This is a genomic window from Capsulimonas sp., from assembly GCF_039929585.1.
Lineage (GTDB): Bacteria > Armatimonadota > Armatimonadia > Armatimonadales > Capsulimonadaceae > Capsulimonas.
The window spans coordinates 1-6,373 of sequence record NZ_JBDSQY010000193.1; the positions used below are offsets into that span (position 1 = coordinate 1).

The following is a 6,373-nucleotide window of genomic DNA, read 5'->3' on the forward strand; positions in this document are numbered from 1 at the left end:
CGTGGACCCCAGAAAATAAACGCAATCGTTACAATCTGGAGTGCCCGGAGGGGCACATCGTGCACTTCTAGCCGCGACTTCAGTCGCCGGGCGCATTGTGCGTAACAGGAGATCTTAGGCTTGCGGAGTGATTACTGAACCGGCGCGGGCGCTGGGCCACCCTGGCCGCCGCCACGTCGGCGTCCGCCCTGACCGCCCTGACCACCCTGGCCGCCTTGACCGCCGCCACGTCCAAAGCCCATGCCATTCATGACGCGCACGGTGGTGGCGACCTGAGAGCCCGCGTCACCCGTGACTTCGGCGCTGACGAACGAGTCCGTCTTCACATCCGACCAAGAACCAGCCGCTGGTCCCGTGATGCGCGTATCGGCCGTCGTCGTGACGGTGATGGTCTTGCCGTCGGCCGTCGTAATCGTCAGAGCGGGCTTGAGCGTTGCGATCACGCCCATTGTGCCGCCACGGCGTCCGCCGCGACCGCCAGGGCCGCCTGCTCCGCCGGGAGCGCCTGCTCCAGGACCACCAGCGCCGCCGGGACGTCCTGCGCCAGGTCCGCCCTGACCGGCCGGAACGACCGTGATGGAGCGAGCTTCGACATTGCCGCTGTCATCGGGGCGTCCGCCGACGCGGATGTTATCGCCGACCTTCAGTGAGTCAAGGGTCTTGGTCGCTTCCACGGTGTACTTGGTCGCATCGGTGACCTTGAATGTGGTCGTGGTGGGCTCCGCCTGTGGGTCGCGGAAGTTACGGCTGGTCACGGTGATGGTTTTCGCCGCAGCGTCTACCGATGAGACCTGCCCCGTCACTCGATCGTCTCCGGGAGCCGCGTGAACTGCCGAAATTGCGACGATTGCCGTCATGGCCGCCATCGCGGGCCAAAATGCGTGCTTCATGCTGTTTTCCATCCTTCTCGAGCTGTTGTCTGAATTACGAACCTGTTTGTGTTGAGTGAAAGCTTGCCATGGTCGTTAAAAGCCATTTTCTAAGCTATTTAATGCGGCGTCCAGTCCCGATGACCGTGGCTGGGATCTCCGGGGCCGCCGTGTCCGCCGTCCGGTCTCGGCCGCCGCTGGATCGATGATTGAAGCTGCGCGAACTGATCCGGAGTCAGGATCTTGCGCAGCTGCTGCTGGTCGGAAAGGCGCAGATCGAGCAGCTGTCCCTGCACCCGGTTCAAATCCTGGTTGAGCCGCGCGGCGGCGACGGCGTCCAGATCGTACTTGCGATAAACATCCGAAAGCTTGCGCCGGGTCTGCTGCAGCTGGGAGAACAGGTCGGCGGATTGCGTTCTTGAGGCGCTCTCCAGCGCCGTCAGTCTTTGCTGCTGCGCCGGCGTCAAGTTCATGCCGTTTGTCTCGTTATCGACCAGACGGATCCCAGGATGCTCGCCTGGGGCCGCTCCCACGGAAGCCGCGCAGATCAGAGTCGCCGCCAGGCACGCCGCAGCGCCCCGGCTCGCGAGTTTCAATTGTTTTGCGAATCGAGATGTGTCCATATTTCTTCCATCGACCCGCCCGCCGGATCGTCCACAGCCGAGTTAGAGGTCGAAACGTCGCTCAATGTGTGCCAGGAAGCCAGCGTGTCCGCCGAAGCGACATGACTAACAGAGGCTCCAGGCGTCGTGTCCGCCGCCGTGACCGGCACAGAAACGGGATGTTCAGAACACGGCGACGGCGGCCGCAGCGTCACCAGCGCCACCACGACCAGCGCGACGGCGCCGCTCCAAACGAGGCGCGGAGCGGGCAAAACACGACGGCGACGCGGCTCCAGGCGATGCGCCATTCGCAGCCATAAATCTTTGGAGGAAGTTTCCTCACGGCTCCAGTCGCGAAACGCGTGCCGCAGCTGTGCTTCCGACCGCATCAAGCGAGCGCAAGAAGCGCATGTTTCGCCATGGCTCTCCATTTGCGCGGTGAGATTGGCCGAGAGCTTTCCTGCGGCCCAGTCCGCCGCCAGCGATTCCAAATATCGACAATTCATGCATATTCCTCGGGCGACGCGGCTTCCATGGCGGCGCGCAACCGACGGCGCGCTCGCATTACTCGAACCCGCAGCAGCGGTCCCGGACACTGGGTGATCCGAGCAATCTCGTCGTAACCCATTTCCTCGCCATAGTACAGGGTCAGCAGCAAACGGTCGTCTACTTTCATCTCCTGAAGGCACTTGTCCAAAAGACGAGATCGCTCCATCGCTTCCAGATTGCCCAGCGCGACTGCTTCCGCGTCTTCCGTCACGACATCCGCCCAGTCCACCGGCGGCGCCGTCCGCCGCAGAGCCTTGCGCCGCCGTAATCGGTCATAAGCAATGTTGGTGGCGATCCGGTAAATCCATGTGGAAAAGCTCGAGCGGCGCTCGAACCGATCCGCATCGCGCCAAACACGCAGAAACACATCCAAGACCGCTTCTTCGGCGTCTTCCTGAGTACCCAGCAAGGGACTGAGATAACGGAACAGCCGAGGCTGATAGCGGCGCACGATCTCACGCATGGCGGCGGGATCGTCCTGCGCGCAGCGCTGGACGAGCAGCAGATCCGTCTCCGCGTGCTCACAAGCCGCGCGGTCCGAATGATCGCGCAGATTGTCGCTCTGCGCGCCCCCGGCAAATTCCAGCGGCGCCATCATACTCATCGCCACCCTTGCCCCGCCTGTCCCGGTGATTTCGAGTTCATCTGAATGCGTAGACGCAGGAAAGTCGCAGGCGTATCACTTTTTAAACTCAAATCGTGAAATTATTTTCGGAACTTGCTTGTAAAGCCAATTGTTACAAAGATAAGAGACAATTGAAGGAGTGTAAAAAGTTGGCAAACTCAACGGCGAAAGAACTCACGGCGCGGCCGATCGATGCGGGCGTTTCCATCGGGCACGTGCATTTGAAGGTGGCGAACCTCGACCGGGCGCTGGCTTTTTATCAGGGTGTGCTGGGGTTTGAAGTAGTCGTGCGGATGGGGGACAGCGCGGCGTTTATCTCGGCGGGCGGCTACCATCACCACATCGGGCTAAACACCTGGGAAAGCAAGGGCGGATCTCCCCCACCCCCGGGAACCACAGGCCTCTACCATGTGGCGATTTTATACCCAACGCGGGCGGCGCTGGCCGACGCCTTGAAACGGCTGATCGCGGCGGGGATTTCTCTGGACGGCGCGAGCGACCACGGCGTCAGCGAAGCGTTGTATCTGTCTGATCCGGACGGAAACGGCGTAGAGCTTTACTGGGACCGGCCGCGCGATCAATGGCCGCTGACACCCGAAGGCGAAGTGACGATGTACACACGGCGTCTGGATTTGCAGGGATTGCTCGCGGCGGATGCAGTGTAAAGAATATCACGGACGGGTAAAGTAAGCCACGAATTCACGCGAGAGGAGTGGCTTATGAGCACGATCACGAAAGATTTCGAAGAGTTCATGAAGCGGCGCGCGAAAGCGGCGAACGCTTATGTGAACGGAGACGCGAAACCGCTGAGCGGCTTGACGGCGCAAAAATCGCCCGCGACGTTCTTTGGTCCTGGCGGCGGCTTTACTCAAGGCGCTGGGGACGTGCAGTCACGATATGAGAAGGACGCAAAATCGTTTGAGCCTGGCGGTGACAGCGAACTGGAAATTTTGCAGATGGGAGCCGGCGACGGCGTCGGCTACTGGACAGGCTTCCAAAAGGCAACCGTGCGCATGCCGGGAAAACCCGACCCAATCCCGATGAAGCTGCGCATTACTGAGGTATTTCGGCGCGAGGAGGACGAGTGGAAACTGGTCCACCGTCACGCGGATATGCTGGCGGAAGAACAGCCAAAGAAGTGACGTGGCGCGATTCCAAAACGCCTGCGTGGCGACGCCGCGCAGGCGTTTTCTTTGTCAGAACTTCCCATCCACACGGAGCCACGAGGTGCGCCGCTGCGAGACCGAGGAGGGACCGCCGACGTATTCGTTGTGCCGATCATCGAGCAGGTTCGTCGCGGCGAGCGAGATTTTCCAGGGGGCCTCGGCGCTTCCGGCGCGATATCCGATACTGGCGTCCAGCGTCGTATATGCGCGAAGAGTGTTGGGCCTCGCCTGCGATTCCCCCACGAAGTGTCCGGCCAGATACCCCGTCCATCGGCGACTCTCATCGGTGTTCAGCACCAGATTGATCTTATGGTTTGGTGAAAAATCGACCTGTTCTCCCTGGTCATCCGTCACATTCTGATAGGAGTAATTGAGCAATCCATGGATACCGCGCGCCGATAAGAAGCCGCTTTCCAGCTCGAATCCAGCGGCGTGCGCGCTGCCCTGGTTTGCCCACTGGACCACAAGCGGCGTCCCTTCCGGAAACGGAGGAGGAGCAAATGCAATCGTGTTGTTACCAAAGATATCGGTCACGGTGTTCTGAAACAGATTGACGCCCAGATACCCATGCTCAAGATCTCGTCTATACCCCACTTCGAAGCTGGCGACCTTCTGCGGTTTCAGGTGCATATTGCCGGTTTGCTCGAATAACACCCCCGGCGTGACCTCCGCGCTAAAGTCTTCATAACTGTTGATCTGCGTCGGCGCCAGAAACGCCGAGCCGTAGGAAAAGCGTACAGATTGGCTCCGAGGCAGATGACGCACCAGGCTCAGGCGTGGGGAGAGCTGCGACGGATAGATGGAGTTATGGTCCCAGCGCACGCCTGCAAACAAACTGGTCATGCGATCGATCTCAATCTGGTCTTGAAGAAATGCGCTGGCGATCTCCTGAGGATGCGTGTCCTTGCCGGTCAGGGAGGATTGGAACTCTCCATGGCGGAAACTGGCGCCGTAAAGCAGGTGATGACGGCTAGAAATTCGGCGCGATTGCTGCAAGTCGACGTTCAGGACCTGGACATTGAAGTCGAAGCCGTTTCCGTCCGCGCGCGATGAGTTCCGATAGATGCGAGCCGTGAGTGGGGCGCTCCCCTGGTTTTCGCTGTAGGTCAACATCAGCGAATTGGTGCGCCACTTCATATCGCTGATCATGATCGATGGGGAAAAATCTGCAACGGCGTCGGCGCTGGAGGCGGAGAATGTCAGTGTTCCGCGCGAAATCTGCTTCTGAGCGTCCACGGTCAAGATCGGAACGCGGGCGCTATCGCGCACATCGCCGGTCCGTCGTTCGCCGAATCCGCTGGTCCCATGATAGCCTGCGCCCACCGTCACGGCCCAATCGCCCGCTTTTCCTTGCGTATTCGCCGCCTCGATAAACGTGCTGGAATGCTCCCCGTAAGCCGCCGTCGCAGACGTGCGTTTGCCCGCCGCCAGCAGTTCCTGCGGCGTCTTGGTAATGATATTGATCACGCCGCCGAATGCGTCGGCGCCGTAAAGCACCGAGCCGGGACCACGCACGACTTCAATGCGCGCAATGCGAGATAACAGCAACGGTTCCGTGTTCCAAAACACATTGCCTTGCAGATCGACATTGATTGGGCGCTCGTCGATCATTACGAGCACTCCATTTGAGAAGGGGTTGTTGAAGCCTCGGATCGCGAGATTGGCCTGGCTCCTGTTGCCCTCCATCACGTCGACGCCCGGGACAGAGCGCATCAGCTCAGCAATCGTTGTGGCGCCCGACTGCTGGATCTGTTCGGCCGTAATGACCGTGACGGCGGCGGGTGAATCGCTGATGCGCTGGGCCGTTTTGGAGGCGGTGAAGACAATGAAATCACCCGCGAGCAGAAGCTCATTATCCGCCGAGGTATCGCGGTCGCCGCTCGCGCTGGCGACCATGATCGAATTCGGCTGCTGCGCTCCCGCCCTCGCGCCTGAGAGGCTGGCGGCCAATCCCAGCGTCCCCCACAGCATTCGGCGATTTCGGCGCCCCGTATTCGTTTTTTTTATCTCGATAACCATGTTTTATTTATTCGATCGAATGCGCAGTTCGTCAGAACTTCCCATCCACACGGAGCCAAAGCGTGCGGCGCTGGGCCTCGGCGTACTTGGCGGACGAGAGCACATTGACGGTATCCACATACTCGGAATGCCGATCATCCAACAGGTTCGTGGCGGCAAGCGAAATGGTCCAGGGGTTCTCCGCGCCGTTCACGCGATAGCCAATCTTCGCATCCAGCGTCGTGTAGGAGTGGATCGCAGCCGATGCTTGCTGGGATTCGCCGACGAAGTGCGCCGCGAGATATCCCATCACACGCCGGCGCTCGTCCGTATTCAGCACCAAATTCACCTTGTGATGCGGTGAATAATCGATCTGCGCGCCGTTCTGCCCCGTCACATTCTGATAGGAGTAGTTGAACAGACCATGCGCGCCATGACTATAGTGGTCCCATTTGTCAAGACAGTTTGAGAGGCTTTTTTAAGGTGGATTGTGTCCTTTCGTTCGTCATCGTTTTCTTTGCAATCGGTGCGGTTCGGCGTGGACCAGGGCAGGCGTCAAATTGC

The 6,373-nt window shown here is 59.9% G+C and carries 8 protein-coding genes; 2 read left to right on the top strand and 6 right to left on the bottom strand.

The genetic code is table 11. The features are described 5' to 3' along the window. Window positions 1-131: 131 nt before the first annotated feature. The 4 genes from ABIZ35_RS14175 to ABIZ35_RS14190 form a co-directional block, all read right to left on the bottom strand. Complete coding sequence (locus ABIZ35_RS14175) at window positions 132-890, bottom strand: DUF5666 domain-containing protein (protein ID WP_348220566.1); 759 nt, start codon at window positions 888-890, stop codon at window positions 132-134. 98 nt (window positions 891-988) lie between these two features. Continuing rightward, a complete protein-coding gene (locus ABIZ35_RS14180) occupies window positions 989-1,492 on the bottom strand; it encodes a periplasmic heavy metal sensor (RefSeq protein ID WP_348220567.1) in 504 nt (167 codons plus the stop codon). After that, complete coding sequence (locus tag ABIZ35_RS14185; protein WP_348220568.1) at window positions 1,462-1,977, bottom strand: hypothetical protein; 516 nt, start codon at window positions 1,975-1,977, stop codon at window positions 1,462-1,464. Before ABIZ35_RS14185 ends, ABIZ35_RS14180 begins: the two co-directional genes overlap by 31 nt. After that, entirely contained in the window at window positions 1,974-2,624 is a 651-nt protein-coding gene (locus ABIZ35_RS14190) for a sigma-70 family RNA polymerase sigma factor (protein WP_348220572.1), read from the bottom strand. Before ABIZ35_RS14190 ends, ABIZ35_RS14185 begins: the two co-directional genes overlap by 4 nt. A gap of 170 nt (window positions 2,625-2,794) precedes the next feature. Here ABIZ35_RS14190 and ABIZ35_RS14195 point away from each other — a divergent pair, with 170 nt between their 5' ends. Together ABIZ35_RS14195 and ABIZ35_RS14200 are read left to right on the top strand one after the other, a co-directional pair. Further along, window positions 2,795-3,310, top strand: coding sequence for a VOC family protein (locus ABIZ35_RS14195; RefSeq protein ID WP_348220569.1), 516 nt, complete (start codon window positions 2,795-2,797; stop codon window positions 3,308-3,310). A gap of 54 nt (window positions 3,311-3,364) precedes the next feature. Further along, window positions 3,365-3,787 carry a nuclear transport factor 2 family protein gene (locus ABIZ35_RS14200; protein WP_348220570.1) on the top strand — a complete coding sequence of 141 codons (423 nt, stop codon included), beginning with the start codon at window positions 3,365-3,367 and terminating at the stop codon, window positions 3,785-3,787. 54 nt (window positions 3,788-3,841) lie between these two features. Here ABIZ35_RS14200 and ABIZ35_RS14205 read toward each other — a convergent pair whose 3' ends face one another. Both ABIZ35_RS14205 and ABIZ35_RS14210 read right to left on the bottom strand, forming a co-directional pair. Further along, window positions 3,842-5,830, bottom strand: a complete 1,989-nt coding sequence (locus ABIZ35_RS14205; protein WP_348220571.1) for a TonB-dependent receptor — start codon at window positions 5,828-5,830, stop codon at window positions 3,842-3,844. Between the two features lie 31 nt (window positions 5,831-5,861). Beyond that, the gene (locus ABIZ35_RS14210) at window positions 5,862-6,230 is read right to left on the bottom strand and encodes a TonB-dependent receptor (RefSeq protein ID WP_348220573.1); all 369 of its coding nucleotides are present in this window, start codon (window positions 6,228-6,230) and stop codon (window positions 5,862-5,864) included. Window positions 6,231-6,373 lie beyond the last annotated feature (143 nt).

Excerpts from the sequence above, each read along its gene's own strand:
- ABIZ35_RS14205 (WP_348220571.1), bottom strand. The coding sequence starts at position 5,830 with ATGGTTATCGAGATAAAAAAAACGAATACGGGGCGCCGAAATCGCCGA.
- ABIZ35_RS14200 (WP_348220570.1), top strand. The coding sequence starts at position 3,365 with ATGAGCACGATCACGAAAGATTTCGAAGAGTTCATGAAGCGGCGCGCG.
- ABIZ35_RS14190 (WP_348220572.1), bottom strand. The coding sequence starts at position 2,624 with ATGAGTATGATGGCGCCGCTGGAATTTGCCGGGGGCGCGCAGAGCGAC.
- ABIZ35_RS14185 (WP_348220568.1), bottom strand. The coding sequence starts at position 1,977 with ATGAATTGTCGATATTTGGAATCGCTGGCGGCGGACTGGGCCGCAGGA.
- ABIZ35_RS14180 (WP_348220567.1), bottom strand. The coding sequence starts at position 1,492 with ATGGACACATCTCGATTCGCAAAACAATTGAAACTCGCGAGCCGGGGC.
- ABIZ35_RS14175 (WP_348220566.1), bottom strand. The coding sequence starts at position 890 with ATGAAGCACGCATTTTGGCCCGCGATGGCGGCCATGACGGCAATCGTC.